Consider the following 23,727-nt stretch of genomic DNA (forward strand, 5'->3'; position numbering starts at 1 on the left):
TTGGATCAGGTGATCTTCACGGGGTTATCGGCGGGGTCTGAAAATCCTGAACATAAATTTTGTGCAGGTTTCCACTTAGTTCTTTCTAAGACCGTGATGGCCTTGATCTACAAGGCGTAGCGGTGGTTCTTCCTATGGCTTCTACACAATTTCGGATTGCGCGATGAGTTTTGCGAATCACCCGCCAAGTGGAGGGGAAACTACCTGATTTTGGTTAATTAAAATGTGGTGTGAAGTTGATTTTCTGCGTTGATCCATATATGGAATGTTCTTTGTCCATGTATTAATCCATCTACCTATTTCCGACGTTCCCTATGTGTAGATAAAAAAAGCCCGCCTCGAAGGGCGGGCCAATGATGCGAATGAGCCTCGTTTACTGCAGGGCAGATGCCGGCACGATGGGCAGTACAACCTTGGACGGGTGCGCCGCGTCGCTATAGACCGTTAGCACGCCAATCAGCGAGTTGAGCAGGGTGGGCAGCGGCGGCACGCCCTGTGGCAGGTTGCTCGCACCGACGGCCACGCGCAGCTTGTGGCCCTTGGCGATGAGGGCGCTGGTCGGAAACACCTCCACCGGCACCAGCACGGCCTTGCCCGGCATGAGCGGCTGCACGGTGTCGGGCGTGAACGGATGCCACGGTTGGATCATCAGGCCGTTCATCGTGCGTGAGCGGCTGGCATCCACCGCTCGCAGCGAGGCAGTCTGGAGGCCATCGGTGAGAGGCGTCACGTTGCCGGCGGCATCCACGTCGTCAATGCGTACCGATACGCCAGCGTCAAGCGCGGTGGTGGAGACCCACACATCGGCTTCGATCGGGCCATTGAGATACGTATCTGCGGGCATGGGCGGCGTCTCGAACTTCACGTCGGCGGCTTCGGCGAGGGTGTCGTCGGTCTGGCACGGCAGCGGAACAAAGCCAGTCAGGCCAGCCGTCCATTGCGACAGGCTGATCGAGCACGCGCCGTTCAGGGGTTGCTGAATCACCTGGTTGGCCGCCTCGTTGGCAACCGGTGCGGTGCCCGACAGGCTCTTGTCGCCGCGCAGATAGAGCGGTTGCGCCTGCACTTCCGGATGCGGCCAGTCGGTCGCGGTGGCGTAGTGGCCGTAGCCGGTTACGTACTGCGTGACATTGGGTAGCGCATCGGCCCCCACGTTCATGCCCTTCACATACTGGTCAAACCACTGCAATTGAATGTGGTTGAGCGGAGGTACACCGTCAACGGGCAGCCCGCTGCCCAGCGCTGCCTGCAGATGTGTCCACGGGCCGATCAGCAGCTTGGCCGGCGTCTGCGTCTTGATCGCCTCGTAGGTGAGCGGCTCGCTGCGTTGGAAGAGATCGTGCAGGCCGCCGACCACGAAGGTGGGCACCTTGATCTTGCCGTCGTTCTCCAACGGTGAGCGTGTGGCCCAGAACGCCCCGTCGTATGCGGTGGCAGTCGTACCGAGCAAGGCTTGCAGCATGGTCGGCAACTGGAAGCTGGTCACCGCAGACACCAAGTGCTGCAATACCGCCGGCAGGCCGATGGTTGGATTCGTCACCAGTGTCGGATCGGTCAGGCTCAACACCGACACCAGCCCGAACCACGCCGGAATGAACGTCAGGTTGGTCTGCCCGCCGGTGAAGACGATGTCGCGGTAACCGTCGCCGATGGGCACGATGGGGAAGGCCGCCTTGACCGCCGGATGATTCTGCGCAGCCGTGATGACCGTCGTAATGCCGAGGTACGACACACCATACAGGCCGATGGCGCCGTTGCTCCAGGGCTGTTGCGTGACCCAGTCGACCACGTGGCCGTAGTCGCTCTGTTCATCCGCGCCAAATGCATCCCACGTGCCTTGCGACTGGCCCGTGCCGCGCACGTCCACCACGACCGTCGCGTAGCCATGCTGGACGATGTAGGGGTCAGCACCGCCCAGCGCAGCGCCGATGGACGCCGTGTACTGCGCGTTGCCGCCGTTGTACGAGGTCTGCACGAGCACTGTCGGGAACGTGCCCGTGGCGGTGTTGCCCGAGGCGTCGGCCGGCAACGTGACATAGGCGGCCAGCTTGGTGCCGTCTGGCATCGTGATGTACTGCGTGGCTTGTCGTGCGATACCGGCGTAGAGCACCGGCGGGTTGTAGTCGACCCACTTGGCATTTGCGTTGGTCGTGATGGACGTGCCCGGCTGCGCTGGGGTGGCGCGCGTACCGAGCGTGGTCCAGTTGACGGCCGCCGGCTTGGTCGACGGTAGGGTGGTGTTTGAATCGGCAGGTGTACTGCCGGCGGTGGCGATGCTGCTGTCATCGCCACCGCAGCCGGACAGCGCAAGCGCCGCGCACAACAGCGCCGACGTCAACGTGCGGCCCAGCCGCACACGTGGGTTGTCCATCTGCATGGGGTGTCTCCTTTTGATTGCGCTTATTTAGAGGGAATGGCCGGCATGCCGGGTGGGGCGGCACGTGGCAAGTCGCCTCCGATCAGGAAGCTGGGCAAGCGAAGGGACTGGCGCGGGGAAGGGTGGGTGACACGTTCGACCGCGCGCCAGCAGCTTGGGCGCAGTCGATAAAGCACCAAGCATGCCTACCGACGTCAGGCGTGCGGCGGGCTTGGCGTCGTCACCCGCACGTGTTCTCTGCGCGAAACATCCGGCACGTTACGTAACGCACCGCGTAACGAACGTCAGAGAAACGCCCCCAGCGCGCCGTTTTCGGATGAGGAATTTGCACCCCACCAAGGTAGGGGGCTGGAAAGCAAAAGCTTGCCGGCATTGCGTTTCAAACAGGTACGTCCCGAGCGCGAATCGGGCAAAACGGTGGCCATCGTCCTGTCGTCAAGACTGGCACAGACGTTGCGTAATCCGGTCAGACTCGCCCGGCACAGGGCGCCACGCACAGACAGAAGGGGCCACCATGAACCGCACCATTCAGGATGTCGAGATTGCCGCTGCCATCGATTCAGACCTGCTGCGCCGTCGCCAGCAGTTTGCGGGGCAACCCTCCGCTTGGCAGGTGTGGTCTGAAGCCGCGCATGTCGCCACCTTGAACGAGCGCGCACGCACCGCCTTCATCGAGCGTGTGGCCGCCAGCCGTGGTGCCGACATCGCGCTGCGCCTGCTGATGAAGGCCCAGTCGATCCGCGAACAGGTTACGCAGACGTTGCTGCTGAGCGAGGCGCCGGCAACGCTGCACTGAGGTTATGCGAGGGGGATGCCGGCACGCATGACGTGTCGGCACGTGGGATGCAAAAGGCTCTGTCGAGAGACGGGCCTTTTGTTTTTCATCCGGATTGTCTGGCGTGGTTCGACAACCCGGGTGATTGAGATAGCGTCACTTGCGGCTTTACGTCACGGCATCGATCGCCGCAATCGCCCGCTCGGCTGCTGGCGATAGCGTGCGCTGTGCCAGATGCACGACGGCAAACTCCATGGTCGCGCCGCTGAACTCCGGGAGGTCGAGTTGAACCAGCGCGCCGGTCTCCAGTTCCTTCCTGAGCGCGCGTGCGGGTGCCAATAGGACCACGTCCGTCTGGCAAGTCAGCTGCGCAAGCGCATGAAAATCATTGCTCTCCACTTGAAACGGTAGGGTTTCGCCCGGCTTGCAACCCAGTACCTTGCGCAGCAGTGCATGACCCTGCGCGGGAAGCGGGACCGATACCAGCATCGCCTCGCGGACTTCCGCTCGTGTCACGCGTTTGCCGCTCAACGGATGATCCGCACGCACAAACAGACCGCTCGGGTCAGGGCGCAGGCGCCAGACCCTGAGCTCGGCTTCCATGGGAATCGCGCGGCGCTCGACGATGATGAAGTCGAGCTTCTCGGCGTGCAGGGCCGTGAGCAGGACGGGAGCGCTCTTGACCTCCGCTGAGATGCGCAGCTTGGGCCAGTCCCGGTGCATGGTGCACAGCATATTTGGCAGCAGGATCACCGCGGGAAGCGGGCCCAGCCCAATCTGCACGTTGCCGATCTGGTGCTCGCGAACCAGGGTCAGGTCGCGTTCCAGGCATCGCGTTTCGAACAGGATGCGCCGCGCCCGGTCAGCGGCCATGCGTCCCGCCATGGTCAATGTCACGCCGCGCGCGCGTCGATCGCACAGCGTAACCCCCGCTTCTGCTTCCAGGCCCTGGATGCTGCGCGTGAGCGCCGGCTGACTCAGATGGACGCGCCGTGCCGCAGCGGCCATCGAACCTTCCTCCTCGATGGCAATCAGGTGTTCAAGCCACTTCAAGTTCAAGGTATGCGCCTCGCGTATCGAACTAATGAGAAATTTGCAATTGAATAATATGTCGGGATTGGCTCAAATAGGCGCTTCTTTCCCCATGTCGAGTCGAGTCCAGTCATGATCCTGCGCCGCGCCACACTGCCCACGCTCATCACGCTGCTTGCCATTCACGCCGGCGCCGTGTCGGCCGAAACCGGTGGCGCCACGCCCATCACCGCAGAAGCCAACGCGCAGTGGCTGAAGGCGCTGCCGTTCAGCGATCGTCAGGATTTTGAGGATGCGCAGCGCGGGCTGGTCGCACGCTTTCCCGAGCGTGCCGTTCGTGCCGCAGATGGCCGCGTGGTCTGGGATTTCGGCGCCTACGCCTTCGAGCGCGAGCAGGCTGCACCGGCCACGGTCAACCCCAGCCTGTGGCGACAGGCGCAGCTCAACAATGCTGCCGGGTTGTTCAAGGTGACGGACCGGCTTTACCAAGTGCGCGGCGCCGATATCTCCAACATGAACATCATCGAGGGAGATACCGGCCTCATCGTCATGGACCCGCTCATCTCCGCTGAGACAGCGCATGCGGCGATGGAGCTGTACTACGCGCACCGTCCGCGCAAGCCTGTGGTGGCGCTGATCTACACGCACAGCCACGTTGACCACTTTGGCGGCGCCAAGGGCATCGTGAACGAGGCCGACGTGAAGAGCGGCAAGGTCGCGGTGATCGCGCCGGCGGGCTTCATGGAAGAGGCGGTGAGTGAGAACGTGCTGGCGGGCAACGCCATGTTCCGGCGCGCGCAGTACATGTACGGCACCAACCTGCCGAAGAGCCCCACCGGCCAGGTCGACGTTGGCTTGGGCAAGAGCGTGTCGCGCGGCTCCATCACGTTGATCGCGCCAACCGATCTGATCAGCAGGCACATCGACACCCGCCGCATCAACGGCATCGATATCGAGTTCCAGCTCACGCCCGGAACCGAAGCGCCTGCCGAGATGAACCTGTACTTCCCGCAATTGCGGACCCTGTGCGCAGCGGAAAACGCCACACACACGCAGCACAACCTCCTGACCCTGCGTGGCGCGCAGGTGCGCGATGCCAAGGCTTGGTCGTATTACATCGGCCAGACCCTGCAGCGCTATGGCAACCGCAGCGATATCCTCATCGCCCAGCACCATTGGCCGACGTGGGGGCAGGCGCGCATCGTCGAGTTTCTCTCCGACCAGCGCGACATGTATGCCTACCTCAACGACCAGACGCTGCATCTGCTGAATCAGGGCCTCACGCCCACGGAAATCGCCGACGTGCTGCGCAAGCTGCCCGAACCGTTGGCCAGCAAGTGGTACGCCCGTGACTATTACGGATCGGTCAGCCACAACGTGCGCGCTATCTACCAGCGCTATCTCGGCTTCTTTGACGGCAACCCGGCTCACCTGAACCCATTGCCGCCCGTGCAGACCGCCAGGAAGACCATTGAATGGATGGGGGGCGCCGATGCCGTGCTCGCCAAGTTGCGCGAGGCATACAGCCGTGGCGAATACCGCTGGGTGGCCCAGATAGGCAATGAACTGGTGTTTGCCGATCCGGACAACGCCGCCGCACGCGCCCTGCAGGCCGACGCACTCGAACAGCTTGGCTACCAGAGCGAGAACGCCACGTGGCGCAACATCTACCTGAGCGGTGCGCAGGAGCTGCGCTCCGGTGTCGACCGGAAGCGCCCGAGCGGCGCGAGCTCGCCGGATCTCGTGCGAGCGCTGACGGTGCCGAACTTCTTCGATTACATGGCGGTGCGGCTCAACGGCAGCAAGGCAGCCGGCAAGACCATGACGCTCAACTGGAACTTCACCGACCTCCAGCAGCGCTATGTCATGACGCTGCGTAACAGCGCGCTGACTTACTTGAGCGACGCCGAGTCCCCCAGTCCCGCCGCGTCGATCACGCTGGACAAGGCCACCCTCGATCGCATCAGCCTGAAGCAACTGAGCTTGCCGGACGCGATGCGCAACGGCAGCATCCGCATCGATGGCGATCACAAAGCGGTGGCTGTGCTGTTTGGCATGCTGGATACGTTTGATGGCAATTTCAGTATCGTCACTCCGCAAGCGGCGCCGTGATGCTTTTTCTAGCGTGCCAGGCAGCGGTATGCTCGATCCGCCCGCACTGCGGGTCGCCGTAGATGAAATGCAAAAAGCCCTGGAAGACCAGGGCTTTTTCTTGGGGAATTCTTGGCGGAGAGAAGGGGATTCGAACCCCTGATAGGCTATTAACCTATACACGCTTTCCAGGCGTGCGACTTCAACCACTCATCCATCTCTCCGGAAGCCCGCGATTGTAGCACACCGCGCAAGGACGCCAAGCCCCACACGTGGTCTCGGCCCAAGTTCGGTGATGCGTCGACACGAATCTCACGGGAAGCGAGCCATTCGCCACCTCCCAGCGCGCTGCCGCCAACCGGGGTGCAATTCATAGCGCCAAATCGGACAGGTCTTATACACCCGCAAGGAACGCATCGGTACATTCGACCCCGATGCCTAGCGCGACGCAAATTTTTGTGTCGTGCGGCATGCCCCAATTTTTTTGATTCTCAAGCGAGTGACGACGTCATGCAGTTCGACCTGCCTTCCCGTCTCGCACGCGAACAAGGTCACCCTGCTGGCAACGTCATCCCGACGCGTCGAATCCGGCGCTCACTCTGCGCGTGTCTTGCCTTGTTGTACGGATCCATGACGGCAGTCATCCCCGCACCCGCATTGGGTGTGACGCCGGTAGCGGATGCACCAACTGTGTCGAACGTGGCATTCACGCCAACGGCCGGTAACCTTGTCGATGTGCGTTTCTCCAATCCCTTCCATGCGCCGTGGGGCGCATCTGCGGTGCAGTCGCCGACAGCAGATTTGCAATCCGGCATACGGGCGGGCGAGATCGCGAGCACGCTTCGCAAGGCGCTCACGCGCGCGGATCTGCCGGGCGACCTGTTGCAGCAGATCACGCGACTGCTTCGCGGAAGCGTCGACATGTCGGCGCGAGGTATGGCGGGTGACTACTTCCGTGTCGCCTACGAACCGGTTGCTGATGCCTGTTGCGAGCAGGCAATCCGCCTGACCGCGATCGAGGTGCGGTTCCAGGGCAAGCGCTACGCGGGTGTCTGGTTTGCAACGAACGAGCGTCCGCAGGGTGACTACTATCGATTCGACGGCACGCTCATGGCGGGGCTGCGCTTTACCTTGCCGATTCAGCCGACACGTATCAGTTCGGACTTCGGCGAGCGCACGCATCCTGTTACGGGTGTCCATCACGGACATTCCGGCGTTGACCTTGCGGCGCCGATCGGCAGGGCTGTGCGCGCGTCCGAGGCGGGCGTGGTTGCGCATATCGGCAATGAGCGGCGCGGCTACGGAAAATATGTGGTCATCCGGCATTCAGATGGCCACACGTCCTACTACGCGCATCTCTCCAGGATCGAACCCAAGCTGCGGGTGGGAATGTCCATCGATCGCGCGCAACGTATTGGTGCGGTTGGCCGTACCGGAACGGCAACCGGACCGCACCTGCATTTCGAAGTCCGTCGTGACGACCGGCCTATCGATCCGCTTGCCTTGATTCACAAGGCAAGCACGCAAGCGCTACGCGGCGATCAACTCGCGGCATTCCAGCGTGTTGCCACCTTGGCGATGATGCGTCTTGCAGGCGCTGGGCCTGCATCGGTGGTGGCGACATCTGCCGCCCAGAGCAACGTGTGTTGATGCATATGCCAAGTCTGCGGCCCGCCTCCGTAGCGCTACGGAGGCGTCACCCGTAGCCAACCGGGTTCTACGAGAACGGCGCGCTTCTTACGATGGAGGTCTCTCTCCTCTCATCGTTTCAAGGACCGTTTTCATGATCAAGACTCTTGCACTGCCTGGCGCGCTGGCGCTGCTGTTCTCGGGCGCCGCATTTGCCCAAGCCGCTGATGCCTCGAAGGAAGAAGGCTACTACGGCGCTGCTCGCATCGTTGGCGCCAAGCACAAGGCCGACGACATGGCTTCCACTGCGCGCCCGCGGATCGGTAGCTTCGTTTCGATTGACGACAGCGCTAATCTCGTTACGGGGTCGTTCGCTCTGGGTTACGACTTCGCCAACGGCTGGCGTGTCGAAGGTGAATACACGCTGCCGCGTACCGATTCCTTTGTGAGCGGTTCGACCCGTTGGCCCAGCAACAATTATCACGACATCAAATCGCAGCGCGTCATGGCCAATGTGTACCGTGACTTCGCGGTTGCCAAGAACGTGTCGGTGTACGCCATGGGCGGTCTGGGTCTGGCCATGCTGAAATCGGAAGGCGCGCAGATCAATCCGGCCAATGGTTTTGGCGGTCCGTTCAACTCAGCAAGCCAGACCAATCTGGCGTGGTCGCTGGGTGCGGGTGTTTCGTACTCCCCGATCAAGAAGCTGACCCTGGATCTGGGCTACCGCTATGTCGATATGGGCAAGACGGAAAGCGGTTGGAACGCATTCACCAACGCTGTCGGCATGCAAGATGAAATGCTGCGCGCAAAACTGGTCTCGCACGAAATCTATCTGGGTGCACGTTACAAGTTCTAAAAACCTGTCTGTGACACTTTCCTAACCACTACGCGGGAGAACCTACCGTGTTGGTTTTACGCCCGGAGCGTTGATGCGCGCCGGGCGTTTTCGCATCTGATGGACAAAAAAATCGCTCGGGCTTCGTTTCCGAGCGATTTTCGTTTACGCGAAATGACGCGTGATTGCCGGCTTCGTGTAGGGCTCCGGGCAGGGCGCCATGTGCAGGCACAGCAGAGGAATTTAGGTCGGTTTGGCCGGGACTGCAAATCAATCTCTTCACTTCATTTTCAGTCCTTGCGAGGCAATCCGGGCCGATGTTATAAACACTGGCGCAACAATTCGTAGCAATAGCCCCCGTCATATTGCGAGAGAAAAAAATGAATAAGAATGCGTGGAGTCTGGGTGTTGGTGGCATGGCGATTATTACTGGCACGATGCCCGTTGGTGCCTACGCCGCCTGTTCGTCGACGGCGCCGACCAGTGGTACGACGGTCAATTGCTCGAATCCGGGCATTCCGTCGGTGAATGCGGTTGCCGGTAGCACCAATGTCACCATTAATATCGATTCAACGGCCACCGGCAGCTATGCGTTGGCGACGACGCCGACGCCATTCTCCGTTGATACGCAAAGCGCGATCACCAATAACGGCAATCTCTCGCTGTCTGGCAACGGCACCGGTGTTGCAAACCGCGGTGCCATGCTGATCGGGGTGAATAACAACAACACAATCACCAATGGCGCGACCGGTGTGATCACGACCACTGGCACGTACAACGACGGCATGGCCGCCAACGGCAATAGCAACACGCTTGTCAACAATGGCTCCATTACAACCACGGGCAACAATTCGTATGGCATGACCGCCGCGTGGGGCCAAAGCAACCCCGGCGCTTCGGGCAACACGATCACCAATACCGGTACGGTGACGACCTCCGGAAACAACGCGCGCGCGGTGTCGTTGCTCGGCGGCAACGGCACCATCAACAACAGCGGTACGCTGACTTCCAACGGCAGGGATGCCCCGGCCGTCTACATGCAGGGCAACAACGACACCCTGAACAACAGCGGCACGATTCAGACGACAGGCACCGCGTCGAGCAGCGGCAGTGTCGATGCGGTGGTGTCGAACACGCTCGGCAGCTCGTTTACCGCAAGCATCAACAACCAGGCGGGCGGTCGGATCATCAGCAACAACGGCATTGGTGTGCGTTCTACCAATGGCGCCACGACGATCACCAATGCGGGGCTGATCCAGGGCGGAGGCGGCACCGCCATCCAGGGCGGCAATGGCAATGTGACGCTGATCCTGCAGACCGGCTCGCAGATCATCGGTACGGCCAACGGCGGTGGCGGCACCAACACGGTAACGCTGCAAGGCACGGGGACAGCGTCGAACGCGTTCACCAATTTCCAGAGCCTGACCATGGCCGGCACCGACTGGACATGGGCTGGCACAGCTACGTTTTCGACCGCGCTGGTGCAGAGCGGTACGCTTAACCTGACGGGCACGCTTGGCACGAGCACGGCCTCCGTCGTTGCTACCGTCAACAATGGCGCGACGCTGCAGGCGAATGCCTCGAATCTGCCGCTGTCCGTGACCGACAACGGGTTGGTACGTTTCCAGCAAGACAGCGCCGGCACCTACACGGGCACCATCAGCGGGTCTGGCGCGGTCGAGAAGACCGGCGCGGGCACGTTGACGGTGTCCGGCAGTAACGCATACTCCGGCGGCACCACGATCACGCAGGGCACGCTATCGGCGGCCGCAGATAGCGCCCTGGGAGCATCGTCGGGTGCGCTGACACTCAACGGCGGTACGCTACAACTCGGCAGCACGTTCAATCTTGCGGCGAGCCGGGCGGTGTCGATCACGGCCAACAACGGCACGATCGATACGCAAGGCTTCAACTCCACGGTGGCGCAGAACATCACCGGTGCCGGTTCGCTGACCAAGCTCGGCAGCGGCGTGCTTACGTTGAACGGTGTCAACAGCTACGCTGGCGGCACCAACGTGAATGCTGGCACGCTTGTCGTGGGTGACGGCACCCCTGCGTCGGCGGCGCTATCTGGCGGTGGAGCCGTGTCGGTCGCAGGCGGTGCAACGCTCGGCGGCTACGGCAGCGTGACTGGCAACGTAACGAACAGCGGCACGATCGCCGCCGCAAACGCGTTGACCAGCCTGGCGGGCGGCGCAACCGGCAACTTCCAGATCAACGGTAACCTGACCAACGCGGGGCTCGTGCAGCTTGGCGGCAGCGGGGTCGGCAACACGCTGACGGTGGCGGGCAACTACACGGGCCAGAACGCGACGGTCGCGCTGAACACGGTGCTTGCGGGCGACGGTGCCGCATCCGACAGGCTCGTTGTGAGCGGTGGCGCCGCAGGTGGATCGAGCGCGCTCAAGGTAACGAACGTGGGTGGGGCTGGCGCGCAAACGATCGCCGACGGCATTGAGGTCGTGCAGGCGATCAACGGGGCGACGACCGGTGCGAATGCCTTCACGTTGTCCGGCGGCACGGTCAGTGCAGGGGCCTACACGTATTTCCTTGCCAAAGGTGGCGTGTCGAGCGGAACGGGCAACAACTGGTATCTGCGCAACACGATTCCGCCTGCGCCGACCCCCGCTCCGACGCCAACGCCTGCGCCCACTCCGACACCGACACCGACACCGACACCGACACCGACACCGACACCGACACCGACACCGACACCGACACCGACACCGACGCCGACTCCCGCCCCTGTGCCGCCCATTTCGGCAGCTGAAGGCACACCGACCTCAATTGTCGAAGCGATTGCCGACGCGACGCCGGGTGCGGCTCCGCTGCCCATCTACCGTCCGGAGGTGGCGCTGTACGCGGAAGCGCCGGCCGTTGCACGTCAGCTCGGACTACTGCAGATCGACACGTTCCATGATCGCCTGGGCGAGCAGGGCTTGTTGACCGAGAACGGCACGGTGCCGGCCTCATGGGCACGCGTGTGGGGTGGCAACACCAACATGAAGCAGAAGGGCGACGTGAACCCGTCGTTCGACGGCACAGTGTGGGGCATGCAGCTCGGGCAGGATCTGTACGCAGACACGCAGCAAAACGGCCATCGCAATCACTATGGTGTGTTGTTGGGCTTCTCGCGTGCAGTGGGCGACGTGAAGGGTTTTGCGCTGGCGCAGCAGGGGCTGGGCGTCGGCTCCCTGCAGGTCAACGGCTACAACCTGGGGGGCTATTGGACGCATGTTGCGCCCACGGGTTGGTATACGGATGCCGTCCTGATGGGCAGCGCACTGACGGTGCGTACAAGCTCCGTCGACAACGTGAAGGGCTCCGCCAACGGCAACGCGGTGACGGGCTCGGTCGAAGCGGGGTTGCCGATCGCGCTTGGCAACGGGCTGACATTGGAACCCCAGGCCCAACTGGTGTGGCAGTGGCAGTCGTTGAATACGCTCAACGATGGCATCTCGAACGTGACCTGGAACAATGGCAACACGTTTCTGGGCCGAGTTGGCGCACGGCTGCAGTGGTCGTTCGATTCGAATGGCGTGAACTGGAAGCCGTACCTGCGCGTGAATGTGCTGCGCGCGTTTGGCGCGGATGACAAGACGACATTCGGCGGCACCACGACCATCGGCACACAGATCGGGCAGACGGCTGGACAGATCGGCGCGGGGCTGGTGGCGCAGCTGAGCAAGCGCAGCAGTGCGTATGCAACGCTCAGCTACCTGACCAACCTCGGCGGCGAGCACCAGCGCACCATCATGGGCAACGTCGGCGTACGGTGGGCATGGTAAGGCGGCTTACGCAGCGGCTGGAAGCCTCGTGTTTTCCAGCGCGTCGAGCGCGCGTTCCACGATGAGCGGCGTCGGTCGGCTGCAGTCGATCGACGCGATCACCGTGCTGGTGAACCAGCCGCAGTGCGCAATCTCCTGAGCGGGGCGGGCCGTCGCGCTTGCCGCGATGTCGGCGATGAACACGTGATGCAGCTTGTTTCCGCCGGTGTGCTGGAACAGGTAGCGGAGATCACCGCAGACGATGCCGGTTTCTTCAGCCAGCTCACGGCGCGCGGCGTCATCCAGCGTTTCGCCGCGGTGCGGTTTGCCGCCGGGCAGTACCCAGTGGGCATGGGGGCGGGCGACAAGGAGAATCTGATCGCCGCGTGTGCAGAGGACGGTTGCACGTTCCTTCATTGCAGGTCTTTCAAACGGGCAAAAAATTTGCCGCCCGGCAGGCGGCGAAATGGAGAGTGTCTAGAACAAGCTGCTGAGCTGTGGAGTAATCGCCCAGCACAGCCATTCTCCCGAAACGGTGGCATTCGTTGAATCGGTCGAGTCCGAAAGCGGCCCGCGATCTTGTCGGACAAGGCCGAACCTGCCGCGCCCACCGCTTGGCGGCAAGAGATTCCGGCGTAACATCGCACTCCATCCCGCACCATTGAAGGGTCGCCACACCATGTCGAATGCCCAGCCATCCACCGTGCTCTCGGCCATGCGCCGGTTTCGGCGTTCTGCGCTGTTTGGCGGCGGCGTGGTTCTTACCCTCATAGCGCTGCTTACGTTCGGTATTGCCGTGGCGTCGATGGTCCATTCACACAACGAGCGGCAGCGTCGCGAGCTTGCGATTGAAGGCCAGCGCATGGCGAGCGAGGTGACGAAAGCGGAAATCGTGCTTCGCAGCACGATCTACCTGGCCGAGCTGGTATGGAATCAGCGCGAGACGGCAACCCCGGGCGATGCCGCCCGGTTCCAGGCGGACGGTGGCCGGCTGGTGCGCCAGCATGACAGCGGGCTGCATTCCGTTCTGTTTGCGAGTGCGACGCCGGATGCGCCGGTGCCCGAACTGGCACGCTTCATCGCGCTGACGGATAGCGTTTCGCGCACGCTTGCGGCCACCGCGAGCATCCAAGGCTATCGGTTCACGACGTACGTCTATACGCCGTCGCGTGACTTCGTTGCGATGTCGCCGTTTCCCTGGCCGGACCAGGCGAGGCTCGACGCGGCGCTTGCGAACCGGCCTGCATTCTTTGCCGCGCTCACGCAGGATGCCGCCGGTGACTCGGTTGCGCCCAAGACCATTCATGACCCGCGCAACGGATTGCACGCGGTGCGCTGGCTTGAGCCCTATCGCAATCCGCTGACTGGCGAGTCTGCGCTGCGGATGTCGATCTATGGGTTGGATGCCGGTGGCAAGCCGTTTGCGGTATTCGTCTGTGAGATTCCGCTGCAGGCGGTGCTTGCGCCGCTGTCGACCGATCGGTTCGACGGAACGTTCGTTGTTCTCGGCGCAGGCGGCGCGCCGATCGCGATTGATGCCGATGCAGACAAGCGCCCTGACGTGCTGGTCGCCCTGCGAGAGCTGTCGGGGCTTTCGACGGGGGTGTCCCTGCAGCGTGCAAGCAACGGTGTCTTCATGGTGAGCACCCCACCGGGCATGGCAGGTGGGCGCGTGGTCTACGCATTCACGTGGCGTGACGTCCTGGCCGGTGTCTGGCCCGAGATTCGCCTGACGACGCTGCTGACTGCCGGATTGATCGCCGTGCTGTGGATCATGCTGTGGTGGTTCAACCGGCGTGTATTTGTACCGATGCTGGAGCGCTCCGAGCGCCTGGTCGAGATCGAACGCCTGAACCGGATCCTGATTGAAACCGCCCCCATCGGCCTGGGCGTAATCGACGCACGCACCGGCGAGCCGATGCTGAGCAGCCCGATCATGAACGAGATGGCCGGCCGCGTGGTGGCCGGTGCGCCGTCACTGTCCGCCGAAATTGCGCAGCGCTATGCAACGCACGGCAGCACAGGCGTTATGCATGACGATCTGGCGCTGGCCACGGTGGATGGCAATGCGATCGACCTGGCCGTCAATCTGGCCCCCGCGCGCTATCACAACGCAAACGTGCTGGTGACGGCGTTTACGGACGTCACTGATAAGAAGCGCACGGAACTGGCACTGCGCGAAGCAAAACAGGCTGCTGACGAGGCCAACCGCGCGAAGTCGACCTTCCTGTCGACAATGAGCCACGAAATCCGCACGCCACTGAACGCGATTCTCGGCAACCTCGAACTCATCGGGCGGATGCCGCTTGCACCGGTGGTGGGCGAGCGGCTGGAGGCGGTCACGTCGTCGTCGAACGCGCTGCTGGGCATCATCAACGACGTGCTGGATTTCTCCAAGATCGAGGCCGGGCAGGTGACGATCGAGTCGATACCGTTCGACGCTGCTGCCGTCGTGCGCGAAGTGGCAGCCATCTTCGAGCCGATCGCGCGGCAGAAGGGGCTGCAATTCGATTGCATTGTCGACGACAGCGTTGCCCCGGCGTACGCGGGGGATCCCACCCGGCTGCGGCAGATTGCTTCAAACCTGCTTAGCAACGCGATCAAGTTCACGGAGAAGGGCGACGTGCTGATCGAGATCTATGCGGAGCAGGACAGCACGGGCAAGCCGGTGATCGTCGTTGGTGTCAGCGATAGCGGAATCGGGATGAGCCCTGAGCAACAGGCACGTCTGTTCGAGCCCTTCGTGCAGGCTGATTCCACCATCTCACGCCGGTTTGGCGGCAGTGGGCTGGGGTTGGCGCTGTGCCGTCGGTTGGTCGATCTGATGGGCGGCACGATCAGCCTGCGCAGCGCCCCCGGAGACGGCAGCCAGTTCACGGTCACACTGCCGTTCGCGCCGGCCGAGTTGCCTGCTGACGATGTCAGCACCGCCCAGCCCACGGCGAATGCACAGCGCGTTTCAGCGGGCAGCATCAAAGTACTGGCGGTCGATGACCAACCATCGAACCGAGAGCTGATCCGGATGCAGCTCGAGTCGCTGGGCTACCAGGTGGATCTGGCTGGCAGCGGCGGAGAAGCGTTGCGCCGTTTCAACGAACAGCACTACGACGTTCTGCTGACGGATCTCAGCATGCCGGGCATGGACGGCTATGCGCTCGCACGATGCCTGCGCGCGCAAGGCGCGAAGCAACCGATCATTGCGCTGACAGCACATGCGGCTATCGAAGAGCATCAGCGCTGTGTGCAGGAGGGGATTGACGCCGTGCTGGTCAAGCCGATTCTGCTCAAGGCGCTCGATGCGATGCTGCACCGCATGGTGCGTACGGATGCGGTAACAGCGCCAGCAGCCGAAAACCGCGAGAGCATTGGCGAGGGGCGGTTGCCTGAGCGCGTACTTGCTGCGCTCAAGGCGTCAACGCATGACCTGCTGGAATCCCTGCGGGTTGCCCTGTCATCGGATGACCGAGAGGCTGCGCTGCGCCACCTGCACGCAATGCGCGGCGCGTTTGCGATGGTGCATGAGCAAGCTATCGCAGATACCTGCGCCGAGATGGAGCAGCAGGCCAAGCGCGGTGATGATCTGCCGGGGTTGCAGTCCGCATTCGAGCAGCTGGCGCAATTGGCGCGGGAAACGCTGGCAAGGCGGGCTGCCTGACCGTCGTGTTGTGCGTTTCCGCCAGGGCATGGTCGAGCAACGCCTATCGTAAAATTGTGTTGTTCGCGGAAGCCGGCGGACTCGCAATCGGCTAAGGGGGAGGAATGAGCAGCTTCAGTATTGGCGTGGTGTTGGCAGATGACCATCCGGGGATGATTGCCGGGGTGTCGCATGAGTTGTCGTCGGTGAGCACCATCGTGCTGAAAGGGCATGCCTCCAACTCGACCAACCTCGTCAAGCTGCTCGAGTCGACGCCGTGCGACGTGCTGGTGTCCGACTACGCCATGCCGACAGGTGCGTATGGCGACGGCATCACGTTGTTCGGCTTCATTGGCCGGCGCTTTCCCCAAGTGAAGCTCGTCGTGCTGACGATGCTCGACAGTCCGGCCATCCTCGGTTCGCTCGATGACATTGGCGTGCGCGCGATTGTCAGTAAGTCCGATGCGGTATCGCATCTTGTGCCTGCGATTCATGCCGCGCACACCGGCGGCAAGTATCACTCCCCAACAGTTGCTGCCGTACTGAAGGAGCGCGAGGCTCAGCGTGCTGCCGCGCCGGCGTCTGCAGAGTTGAGCCCGCGTGAGTCGGAAGTGGTGCGGCTGTATGTGTCCGGCCTGCGGGTCGACGAGATTGCCGAGCGGCTCAACCGCAGCAAGAAGACCATCAGCACGCAGAAGAGTCGGGCCATGGAAAAGCTCGGCCTCTCGCGCGATGCGGATCTCTTCAAGTACGCCGCCGAGAACGGTTGGCTGACGTCATCGCAAACGCCGCCGCGTGAGGCGGGCTGAGCGTTGATCGCAGTGGCGTCAGACTGCTTGCTCAGCGGGCGGCGCACGGTGCGGCCGTGGCTTGTCTGGCGTGGAGGACTCCGGTTGTTTCCACGTCTCGACAATCTGCCGCCTGCGCTGAGGCGACGAGAAGAGGTATTCATTCATGGCGCCCAGAAAATCCAGGCGCGCCGACGCGGTCAGCTCGGCGAAGCCGAGCAGAATGTGCCGTACTTTGTCTCGTTCAGCTTGCTTCACGATCTGCGTCCCCCAATGGCAACGCTCAGTGCGTTGCGCATGCCGCACCAAGGTCACGGTGCGAATTTCGTTACGTTATGGGTTGAAAGGAAGTCCGTCTATCAGACCGGTCTGGTAGTGGATTCCGATCCGGGCGAGTACCAGCGCCGGTACGCTATGGCGCCGGGCGCATGACGGAGGGGACCAGACCCGTCTCGATGCCGTAGTGGAAGAGGTCCACCTCACGGTCGATGTTGAGCTTGCGCATGGCAGTGCTCTTCTGCGTGCTGATGGTCTTCTTGCTGCGGTTCAGGCGCGCCGCGATTTCGTTGATCGTCATGCCCGATACGTACAGGCGGATGACCTCGAGTTCGCGGCCCGTCAGCTGTGCATTCCCCGGTGTGTCTCTGTGGTTGGGCTCCAGGGTACGCAGAATCTTCTCGATCGTTGGCGATACGTAACGGCTGTTCGTAAACGCGGCATGCACAGCAAGCGACAGGTGGTTCGTCAGGTCAGATTTGCTGACGATGCATTGAATGCCAGCCGTGAGCGCTGACAGGATCGCCACGTTCTCCATCATCGTCAGCACCACGACGCGCACGTGCGGATAACGCTGCTGGACCAGCGACAGCAATGCCATGCCGTCTCCGTAGTTGCCGCCCGGCATGGCGTAGTCGCACACGAGCACGTCGATGCGCGTGCGGTCGAGCAGTGCGATCAATTCGGTTGAGTTGCGTACCAGGCCGTCGATCGAGATCGACTGGCTGCTAGCCAGTTCATGCTTGACGCCGAACAGGATGGCGGGATGGTCGTCGGCGATGGCGACGCGGATCAGGACGGGATTCATGGTGGTGGAGCGTGTTGCAGGGCAGCCGCGGTTTTCTGTGGCGATCACGTCACGGAAGCGCCGGCATTGCACATGACCTCTGACGCAAGCACGCGCGAAGGATGATGGACAGACTGTATTGAGTCCGGAGAAACGCGAAAAGCGGATCAGTCCTAAAGCAGTGAGCTGCCTTGTAGGACTGGGCCCATTCCGGGCGTTGTGCCCAGGTTTGCCGGTGCGATGCGGGGAGCATGGCTTCTTGCGGATAGCCCGCAGCGCGTGCTTTGGGGGGGCGGTTTTGCGTGTTGCTAATCCTTTGATTCCTTTGCGGAATTCCCCCGAGTCGAGGTGTCCCACTATTGCGGTGCGGAGGTGTTTGAACGTACGCTTTCGCCACAAAAAAGATCACAAAAGCAAGGAGACCACCCTCATGGATCTGGACGTCAACCACCGGCCGGTCAATGTCGACTGCGACCCGACCACGCCGCTGCTTTGGGTGCTGCGCGATCACCTGAACCTCACGGGTACCAAATTCGGCTGCGGCGTCGCGGCGTGCGGTGCATGCACCGTGCACCTGGATGGGGTGGCTGTGCGGTCGTGCGTGCTGCCGGTGGCTGCGGTGGCCGGCAAGCATGTCACCACCATTGAGGGGCTGGCTGGAGGCGAAGGTAAGCGCCATGCGCTGCAGCAGGCCTGGGTGGACGAGCAGGTACCGCAATGCGGCTACTGCCAGTCCGGCATGCTGATGGCCGCTGCGGATTTGCTGGCACGGCAACCCGACCCGAGCGATGCGGACATCGACACGGCCATCACCAACATCTGCCGTTGTGGCACGTATCCGCGTGTGCGTGCGGCCATCAAGCGTGCCGCGAAGGCGCTGCGGGAGGGGCAAGCATGAACGCCAAGGCAACCAAGCCCCGTAGCGGGCGTCGTCGCTTCCTGCTGGGGGCGCTCGCTGTGGGCGGCGCGCTGGTGGTCGGCTGGGGCGTGATGCCGCCGCGCAGCCGCCTGGGCGATCCGGCCCTGTTTCCCGAGCATGGCGGCGAGGTCGCCCTGAACGGGTGGATCAAGATCACCCCGGACGGCAACGTCATCCTGGCCATGCCGCGCGTGGAGATGGGGCAGGGCATCCATACCGCGCTGTCGATGCTGGCGGCGGAAGAGCTGGATATTCCGCTGGCGCGCGTGAGCATCGAGACCTCGCCGGTGGAGCGCATCTACGGCAACGTGGTCGCCATGGGCGACAGCTCGCTGCCGCTGCATCCGGACAGCGCGGACAAGACCTGGGCCCGCGCGCTGCACTGGATCATGGCCAAGAGCGCGCGCGAGATCGGTCTCATCATCACCGGCGGCAGCAGCAGTGTGGCAGATGGTTGGCAGCCGGTGCGCGAAGCCGCCGCCACGGCGCGCGCCACACTGGTGGAAGCCGCCGCGCGTGAATGGAACGTGCCAGCCGCGCAGGTGAGCGTACGCGAAGGGCAACTGATCGGCCCGAACGGCAAGCAGGCGACCTTTGGCGGCATGGCGAAGGCCGCGCGCGGTATCGCGCCGCCGTCCAACGTCGTACTGAAACCGGCCTCGCAATACCAGTTGATCGGCAAGCCTGCCCCGCGCAATGATCTGGCCGCCAAGACGGATGGCAGCGCACGTTTCTCCATCGATGCGCGTCCGGCAGGGATGTTGTACGCCGCCGTGGTGATGTGCCCGGTCTTTGGCGGCAAGCTCAAGACCTTCCAGTCGAAGGCAGCGCTTGGCATGCCGGGTGTGCGCTACGTGGTGCCATTCGAAGGCGCGGCAGGCGGTGCGCCCGGTGTGGCAGTCGTGGCCGACCACTATTGGCAGGCGCGCCAGGCGCTGACCACAGTCGAGCCGGTATGGGACAACGGCCCTTACGCCACGCTCGATTCCGCGGGCATCCGGCAGCAGCTTGTCAGCGCGTTGGATAGCGACAAGGGCGGGTTCACCTACCGTTCGCTCGGCGACGGCGTGAAGGCTTTCGACAAGGCCGACGGCGCCATGCTTGTGGAAGCCGAATACACCGCGCCGTACCTCGCGCATACAGCCATGGAGCCGATCAACTGTACGGCACAGGTGACCCAGGACGGCGTGCACCTGTGGGCGCCCACGCAGGTCGCCACGCTGGCGCAACTGGTGGCGGCGCGTGCAGCTGGGGTGAGCGGCGACAAGGTGCACATCGACATTCCGCTGATCGGCGGTGGTTTCGGGCGGCGGCTGGAGTCCGATTTCATCAGCCAGGCCGTCACTATCGCCACCAAGACCGAAGGCAAGCCGGTGCAGGTCATCTGGTCGCGCGAAGAAGACGTGCGCCACGACTTCTACCGCCCGCACGCCATTGCACGTTTGAAGGCGCGCGTGGAGAACGGCAAGGTCACGGCCATCGCCTCGCGCAGTGCAGGTCAATCGATCCTGGCGGGCGAGTTGGATCGCCTGTTTGGTGCGCCGTCGGCGGGCATCGACCGCTACACCGCCGAAGGACTGTTCGACCTGCCGTACGAAATTGAGCACGAGCACATCGCGCATCTGGCGGTGGATCTGCCCGTCCCGGTCGGGTTCTGGCGCAGCGTGGGGCATTCGTACAACGGGTTCTTCATGGAGGGCTTCCTGAACGATGTGGCGGCCGCGGCCAAGCTGGATCCGCTGGCGATGCGGCGTGATCTGCTGAAAGCGCATCCGCGTGAGTTGAAGGTGCTCGACACGGCTGCGCAGGCCGCAGGCTGGGGGCGGCCGCTCCCGTCCGCCGCCGACGGCGCACCGCGTGCACGCGGCATTGCGCTGCACCCGAGCTTCGGTTCGGTGGTGGCGCAGGTGGTGGAGGTATCGCTGAAGGATGGCAAGCCGCGCGTGCACCGCGTTGTGTGTGCGGTGGATTGCGGTACGGTCATCAACCCAGGCATCGTTACGCAGCAGATGGAAAGCGCGGTGATCTTTGGCCTGACCGCTGCGCTGTACGGGCGGATTGACATCAAGGACGGGCAGGTCGTGCAGTCGAATTTCCCCGACTACCCAGCGCTCAAGATGGCGGAGGTGCCCATTATCGAAACGCACATCGTGCCGAGCACGGCGGAGCCCAGTGGCGTGGGCGAGGTTGGCGTGCCGCCGATCGCCCCCGCAGTGGCGCATGCCGTGGCGCAGTTGACTGGAAAGCCGGTGCGGCAGCTACCGATGGCGTAGTACTACCGCGTTGAAAAGAAAAAAAGCCGCAGGCTCAAAACCTGCGGCTTTTTCTTTGGGGTGCAGAAGGACTCAGGCAGCGTTCGGAAACACCGGCTCGCCCAAATTCAGCATCAACCGGTTGGCCCACGCGAAGATCGCCACGGCATGGATGAGGTCGAGAATCTCGGCATCCGTCAGCCCTGCGGCCTTGAGCGGCTGCAGGTCTTCGGCACGTACGTCACCAGGGCGCAGCGTCAGGTCGATGGAGAACAGTGCGATGGCACGCTCGCGCGCATTCGTGCCGGCAGTGTGCGGGTCTTCGAAGACCTGCTTGATCACGTCATTGCGCTTGGCAAGCTGCTCGAAGCGCTGCGCGTGCACGGACGCGCAATACACGCAGCCGTTCACGCGCGATACCACGGCGCTGGCCAGTTCACGCTCCGCGCGCGACAGGCCGCCCGGCGCATACATGATCGCGTTGAACGCGGCCGAGCGCTGGCGCAGGATCTCCGGCTGATGAACGAGGAAGCGGTAGTAGTCCGACGTCTTCGCCTTCGGGTGGCTCTCTTCCAGCACGGCGATCTGTTCGGGCGTGGCGCGGTCGAGGTCGACCACATCGAGCCATGCCTTCCACTCCAGCGATTCGTTGGTGAAGCCGTGGGCGCGGATGATCTCGGTCATGCTGCGGTCTCCGTGGAAGTTGCGGATGCGTTGGTGCCGGCGGCGGCGTTCAGCGCACGCAGGCCGGCCACCAGCCGCGTCTGGTACGAGAGGAAGGCGATCAGCTGCGCGAGCGTGACCACATCCGCCGTGGCCAGCCCGGCGGCAGGCAGGCTCTGCAACGCCGCACGATCACCTTCAATCGGGCGCTCGATGAGCGTGCGCGTGAAGGTGAGGATGGCGTGCAAACGCGGATCTGTCAGCGCTTCCACTTCACCCTGGTCGACCGCTTGCAATGCCGTGGCGTCGACCGGCGTTTCTGCCAGCCGCGCGCGGTAGTGCTCGGCCAGTTCAGGGGCAGGCGTCAAGCGGCAGGCGTAGAGCGCCACCAGCAGGCGTTCTCCAAGCGTGAGGCCGGGCAGGGCAGCGTCGAACAGGCCGTCGTAGCTGCCTTGGGTGGCGGTCGCCACCTTTTCGCGGGCGTGACGCAGCGCGTGCGTGGCACTGCCATCGTCCAGGCCAGCAACCTGATCGACAACATCTTGAGCGGGCGTGAAATCCATTGTTGAAAGGCTCCGAGAATCGGGTACGGAGGCGCCGCGCGCAGCCACCGCGCTGGCGAGAAAGCGACGTACAGTGGCCCACGATTGCGCGTCGGCGCGGGCATTGGCACGCGGTTCGCCGCCGCCGGTGCTGATGCGACCCGATACCGGGTGCGCATACACGAGCTGCGTGGTCGGCACGTATGGGAAGACGATGGCGTGGCCCGCGTCTTCGTAGTCGAAGTGCTGCACGGGGTAGGGGTGACGTACCTCGGCCAGCTTGGCGGTGACCATGCGCGAGTAATCGCCCGAAGGCCACGAGCCGTCGTCAGTGGCAGAGAGCAGCAGCACAGGCCCGCGCGCGCGTTCGATGCGGATGCGGGCGCGTGCCACGGCATCGGCATCCTGCAGTGCGGTGCGGATGGCGCGCTCATGCCGATGCGGCGCCGGACCTTCATCGAACGGCGCCCATGTGGCAGTACGGTTGCCTTCCCACAGGTGCGGCAGCGGTTGGCCGCGGTACAGCCACGTCGGACCTTCGCGGCCGATGGCGGGGTCGGCGGCATTCTGCGCGCTGTGCACGACCGCACCCGGCACGTAGCCGATCACGGCGGACACGGCCTCGGGAAACGTTGCGCCCAGCAGCAATGCCAGTTCACCGCCGCGCGATTGGCCGCTCACCGCCACGAAATCATGCAGCGGCTCGACGCGCTTGCGCAGCCATGCGAGCGCACGCTCGAAGTACTCCAACGGCGTGTTGGAGATGTAGTCCGACAGCCCCGGCGCCTTAAAGTAGGCCAGCGCAAATGCCGCATAACCGTGCGAGGCGTATAGCGCCGCACGCGGCTCATTGATGCCGCCACCCGAGCCATTCAGGATCAGCACCGCCGGGCGCGGGCCTGGGTGGGCATAGGTGTCCGGCAAGTAGAGCGTGCCGACCAGGCCTTCATCGCGGACTTCGTGGCGGGTCACGCCGGGTGCTGCCAGCCGCTGCACGAAACTCGCGTGGATCGACTCGCCGTGGGCGGTGGCCGTGAGTGAGGTTGTCAGCGGCGCGGTCACCGGTTGCGGGAAGACATCGCGCGCCTTGCCGTCTTCCGGGCGCTGGCTCCAGACCAGGCCCATGGCGTTGATGCCGGTGTAATCGCCGGAGACGGGCGCATCGCGCGTCAGGTCGACGGTGCCTTGCGCGTCAGCCACGAACGCAGCGCGGCTGTGCCACAGGACACCGTTGCCGCGACGCGTTTGCGCGACGATGCCGACCTGCGCACCGGGCGCCAGCCCCGTCACGACAATGCGGCGCTGCACGTCGATCAGGTCATCCACCGGTGTGGCGTTGAGCACGAACGTTGCCATG

General features: G+C 63.4%; 16 protein-coding genes and 1 tRNA gene. 9 read left to right on the forward strand and 8 right to left on the reverse strand.

Annotated elements, in window-relative coordinates; all coding sequences use genetic code 11:
• Window positions 1–373 precede the first annotated feature (373 nt).
• On the reverse strand, window positions 374–2,377 hold the full coding sequence (locus ACS13N_RS04430; protein WP_438930524.1) for a CocE/NonD family hydrolase: 2,004 nt from the start codon (window positions 2,375–2,377) through the stop codon (window positions 374–376).
• 514 nt (window positions 2,378–2,891) lie between these two features.
• Here ACS13N_RS04430 and ACS13N_RS04435 point away from each other — a divergent pair.
• Complete coding sequence (locus tag ACS13N_RS04435; protein ID WP_438930525.1) at window positions 2,892–3,173, forward strand: DUF7696 family protein; 282 nt, start codon at window positions 2,892–2,894, stop codon at window positions 3,171–3,173.
• Window positions 3,174–3,320: 147 nt separating this feature from the next.
• On the opposite strand, the gene ACS13N_RS04440 is transcribed toward ACS13N_RS04435, so the two are convergent.
• Complete coding sequence (locus ACS13N_RS04440) at window positions 3,321–4,211, reverse strand: LysR family transcriptional regulator (RefSeq protein WP_438930526.1); 891 nt, start codon at window positions 4,209–4,211, stop codon at window positions 3,321–3,323.
• Between the two features lie 105 nt (window positions 4,212–4,316).
• Here ACS13N_RS04440 and ACS13N_RS04445 point away from each other — a divergent pair, with 105 nt between their 5' ends.
• Window positions 4,317–6,296 carry an alkyl/aryl-sulfatase gene (locus tag ACS13N_RS04445; protein ID WP_438930527.1) on the forward strand — a complete coding sequence of 660 codons (1,980 nt, stop codon included), beginning with the start codon at window positions 4,317–4,319 and terminating at the stop codon, window positions 6,294–6,296.
• A gap of 112 nt (window positions 6,297–6,408) precedes the next feature.
• Here the strand turns inward: ACS13N_RS04445 and ACS13N_RS04450 are convergent.
• Window positions 6,409–6,499, reverse strand: a tRNA-Ser gene (locus tag ACS13N_RS04450).
• 286 nt (window positions 6,500–6,785) lie between these two features.
• Here ACS13N_RS04450 and ACS13N_RS04455 point away from each other — a divergent pair.
• The 3 genes from ACS13N_RS04455 to ACS13N_RS04465 all read left to right on the forward strand — a co-directional run bounded on the left by ACS13N_RS04455 (window position 6,786) and on the right by ACS13N_RS04465 (window position 12,530).
• Window positions 6,786–7,925 (forward strand): M23 family metallopeptidase, encoded by a 1,140-nt coding sequence (locus ACS13N_RS04455; protein ID WP_438930528.1) that lies wholly within the window; start codon window positions 6,786–6,788, stop codon window positions 7,923–7,925.
• A gap of 133 nt (window positions 7,926–8,058) precedes the next feature.
• Window positions 8,059–8,763: an outer membrane protein gene (locus ACS13N_RS04460; RefSeq protein ID WP_438930529.1), complete on the forward strand. Its 705-nt coding sequence runs from the start codon at window positions 8,059–8,061 to the stop codon at window positions 8,761–8,763.
• A gap of 395 nt (window positions 8,764–9,158) precedes the next feature.
• Window positions 9,159–12,530 carry an autotransporter outer membrane beta-barrel domain-containing protein gene (locus tag ACS13N_RS04465; protein WP_438930618.1) on the forward strand — a complete coding sequence of 1,124 codons (3,372 nt, stop codon included), beginning with the start codon at window positions 9,159–9,161 and terminating at the stop codon, window positions 12,528–12,530.
• 6 nt (window positions 12,531–12,536) lie between these two features.
• Here ACS13N_RS04465 and ACS13N_RS04470 read toward each other — a convergent pair whose 3' ends face one another.
• Complete coding sequence (locus ACS13N_RS04470) at window positions 12,537–12,926, reverse strand: NUDIX hydrolase (protein WP_438930530.1); 390 nt, start codon at window positions 12,924–12,926, stop codon at window positions 12,537–12,539.
• A 262-nt stretch (window positions 12,927–13,188) separates the two neighbouring features.
• On the opposite strand from ACS13N_RS04470, the gene ACS13N_RS04475 reads away from it, so the two are divergent.
• Together ACS13N_RS04475 and ACS13N_RS04480 are read left to right on the forward strand one after the other, a co-directional pair.
• On the forward strand, window positions 13,189–16,164 hold the full coding sequence (locus ACS13N_RS04475) for an ATP-binding protein (protein WP_438930531.1): 2,976 nt from the start codon (window positions 13,189–13,191) through the stop codon (window positions 16,162–16,164).
• A 104-nt stretch (window positions 16,165–16,268) separates the two neighbouring features.
• Window positions 16,269–16,952: a LuxR C-terminal-related transcriptional regulator gene (locus ACS13N_RS04480; protein WP_438930532.1), complete on the forward strand. Its 684-nt coding sequence runs from the start codon at window positions 16,269–16,271 to the stop codon at window positions 16,950–16,952.
• A gap of 18 nt (window positions 16,953–16,970) precedes the next feature.
• Here ACS13N_RS04480 and ACS13N_RS04485 read toward each other — a convergent pair whose 3' ends face one another.
• Complete coding sequence (locus ACS13N_RS04485; protein ID WP_438930533.1) at window positions 16,971–17,189, reverse strand: hypothetical protein; 219 nt, start codon at window positions 17,187–17,189, stop codon at window positions 16,971–16,973.
• Between the two features lie 154 nt (window positions 17,190–17,343).
• The gene (locus tag ACS13N_RS04490) at window positions 17,344–18,015 is read right to left on the reverse strand and encodes a response regulator (protein ID WP_438930534.1); all 672 of its coding nucleotides are present in this window, start codon (window positions 18,013–18,015) and stop codon (window positions 17,344–17,346) included.
• 409 nt (window positions 18,016–18,424) lie between these two features.
• On the opposite strand from ACS13N_RS04490, the gene ACS13N_RS04495 reads away from it, so the two are divergent.
• Window positions 18,425–18,892 carry a (2Fe-2S)-binding protein gene (locus ACS13N_RS04495; protein WP_438930535.1) on the forward strand — a complete coding sequence of 156 codons (468 nt, stop codon included), beginning with the start codon at window positions 18,425–18,427 and terminating at the stop codon, window positions 18,890–18,892.
• Window positions 18,889–21,186 (forward strand): molybdopterin cofactor-binding domain-containing protein, encoded by a 2,298-nt coding sequence (locus ACS13N_RS04500; RefSeq protein WP_438930536.1) that lies wholly within the window; start codon window positions 18,889–18,891, stop codon window positions 21,184–21,186. Before ACS13N_RS04495 ends, ACS13N_RS04500 begins: the two co-directional genes overlap by 4 nt.
• A gap of 72 nt (window positions 21,187–21,258) precedes the next feature.
• Here the strand turns inward: ACS13N_RS04500 and ACS13N_RS04505 are convergent, their stop codons facing one another.
• Together ACS13N_RS04505 and ACS13N_RS04510 are read right to left on the reverse strand one after the other, a co-directional pair.
• Window positions 21,259–21,849 (reverse strand): peroxidase-related enzyme, encoded by a 591-nt coding sequence (locus tag ACS13N_RS04505; RefSeq protein ID WP_438930537.1) that lies wholly within the window; start codon window positions 21,847–21,849, stop codon window positions 21,259–21,261.
• Window positions 21,846–23,726 (reverse strand): acyl-CoA thioester hydrolase/BAAT C-terminal domain-containing protein, encoded by a 1,881-nt coding sequence (locus tag ACS13N_RS04510; protein ID WP_438930538.1) that lies wholly within the window; start codon window positions 23,724–23,726, stop codon window positions 21,846–21,848. The genes ACS13N_RS04505 and ACS13N_RS04510 overlap by 4 nt, the downstream gene beginning before the upstream one ends.
• Window position 23,727: the final 1 nt, after the last annotated feature.

Source organism: Ralstonia sp. 24A2 (genome assembly GCF_051783885.1).
GTDB lineage: Bacteria > Pseudomonadota > Gammaproteobacteria > Burkholderiales > Burkholderiaceae > Ralstonia.

Bases quoted from the DNA above. Each gene is read 5' to 3' on its own strand.
- ACS13N_RS04430 (WP_438930524.1), bottom strand. From the start codon at position 2,377: ATGCAGATGGACAACCCACGTGTGCGGCTGGGCCGCACGTTGACGTCG.
- ACS13N_RS04435 (WP_438930525.1), top strand. From the start codon at position 2,892: ATGAACCGCACCATTCAGGATGTCGAGATTGCCGCTGCCATCGATTCA.
- ACS13N_RS04445 (WP_438930527.1), top strand. From the start codon at position 4,317: ATGATCCTGCGCCGCGCCACACTGCCCACGCTCATCACGCTGCTTGCC.
- ACS13N_RS04455 (WP_438930528.1), top strand. From the start codon at position 6,786: ATGCAGTTCGACCTGCCTTCCCGTCTCGCACGCGAACAAGGTCACCCT.
- ACS13N_RS04460 (WP_438930529.1), top strand. From the start codon at position 8,059: ATGATCAAGACTCTTGCACTGCCTGGCGCGCTGGCGCTGCTGTTCTCG.
- ACS13N_RS04465 (WP_438930618.1), top strand. From the start codon at position 9,159: ATGGCGATTATTACTGGCACGATGCCCGTTGGTGCCTACGCCGCCTGT.
- ACS13N_RS04470 (WP_438930530.1), bottom strand. From the start codon at position 12,926: ATGAAGGAACGTGCAACCGTCCTCTGCACACGCGGCGATCAGATTCTC.
- ACS13N_RS04475 (WP_438930531.1), top strand. From the start codon at position 13,189: ATGTCGAATGCCCAGCCATCCACCGTGCTCTCGGCCATGCGCCGGTTT.
- ACS13N_RS04480 (WP_438930532.1), top strand. From the start codon at position 16,269: ATGAGCAGCTTCAGTATTGGCGTGGTGTTGGCAGATGACCATCCGGGG.
- ACS13N_RS04490 (WP_438930534.1), bottom strand. From the start codon at position 18,015: ATGAATCCCGTCCTGATCCGCGTCGCCATCGCCGACGACCATCCCGCC.
- ACS13N_RS04495 (WP_438930535.1), top strand. From the start codon at position 18,425: ATGGATCTGGACGTCAACCACCGGCCGGTCAATGTCGACTGCGACCCG.
- ACS13N_RS04500 (WP_438930536.1), top strand. From the start codon at position 18,889: ATGAACGCCAAGGCAACCAAGCCCCGTAGCGGGCGTCGTCGCTTCCTG.
- ACS13N_RS04505 (WP_438930537.1), bottom strand. From the start codon at position 21,849: ATGACCGAGATCATCCGCGCCCACGGCTTCACCAACGAATCGCTGGAG.
- ACS13N_RS04510 (WP_438930538.1), bottom strand. From the start codon at position 23,726: ATGGCAACGTTCGTGCTCAACGCCACACCGGTGGATGACCTGATCGAC.